Source organism: Paracraurococcus ruber, from assembly GCF_004353985.1.
Taxonomy (GTDB): domain Bacteria; phylum Pseudomonadota; class Alphaproteobacteria; order Acetobacterales; family Acetobacteraceae; genus Paracraurococcus; species Paracraurococcus ruber.
Map to the genome: position 1 here is coordinate 1 of NZ_SMOA01000599.1, position 1,062 is coordinate 1,062.

General features: G+C 73.5%; 1 protein-coding gene. It reads left to right on the plus strand.

From position 1 onward, the window contains the following. Window positions 1–554 precede the first annotated feature (554 nt). Window positions 555–1,062, plus strand: a 508-nt coding sequence (locus E2C05_RS32000) for a Hint domain-containing protein (protein WP_192912570.1), incomplete at its 3' end; no start/stop codon positions are given.

Here is a 1,062-nt window from a genome sequence, read left to right on the forward strand (position 1 = left end):
TGCGCCGGCCGCGGCGCCACACCCCGCCGGCCGGGGCCGCGGCCATCGCTGCCCGCAACCGCCTGCCGGCACCCCGGTCGGGCCGGTCGCCGGTCGCTGGCGGCGATGGGACGGCGATCGGCGCAGCCGCTCCCGCCCGCCCGCAACGCCGCGCAGCCCGGCCCGCTGGCCATCGCCGCCCATTCCACCGCGCCTGGCCCTCCTCCGATCGGGCCCGCGAGGCGGCCGTGCTGCAGCCGGCACGCTTCCCGCCGGCACCATGCGGGCCCCCTGCCAAGGCCCGATGGCCCGCGATCGCCGGGGTCCGCACCGGTCTCGCCGCCATCGCGGGCGGCCGGCGCGGGCGGGATTCCGGGTGGGACGCCGCCGCCCGCCCGCGGCGGCACCGGTTCATTCAGCCGCAACGACACCGGCCTAACCGAGGGCAGGCCTGCCGGGACCAATCGAACACAACTTCAGGGTGCATTTCGCATGCAAGAATATATTCTTTCGCATGGGTCACCCGGCGCCAGACGCCACCCGCGCCGGCGGACCCTTCCGCGCGGGAGCCAAGCATGACCCAGAGTGCCGCCGACTGGTTCATCTACAGCCTCAACCCGCAGGGCGGCCCAACCGGACGTCCGGTGACCGGTGCCACGCTCGACACCACCGCGACGGGTGCGGGCCAGACGCTCGAGATCAGCGAGCGCTTCACCGTCGCCGGGACCACCTATGCCTATGACGGCGTCGCCACGGCGACCGCCCCGTCCTCCGGCACGGTGGTCACCGGCTTCCGCGCCCATATCCCCGGCACCACACAAAAATTCTTCTTCGCCGAGAATGGCGTGCCCTTCGCCGGCTGGAAGGCGACCTACGTCACCACCATCGACCCGCTGACCGACAAGCCGGTCTTCGTCGATGGCACGGTGATCTGCTTCTACCCCGGCACGCGCATCCGCACGCCGGATGGCGAGGCGGCGGTGGAGACCCTGGCGATCGGCGACCTCGTCCTCACCGCCGATGGCCAGGCCCGCCCGGTCCGCTGGGTCGGCCGCCAGACGGTCGCCACCCTCTTCGCCGATC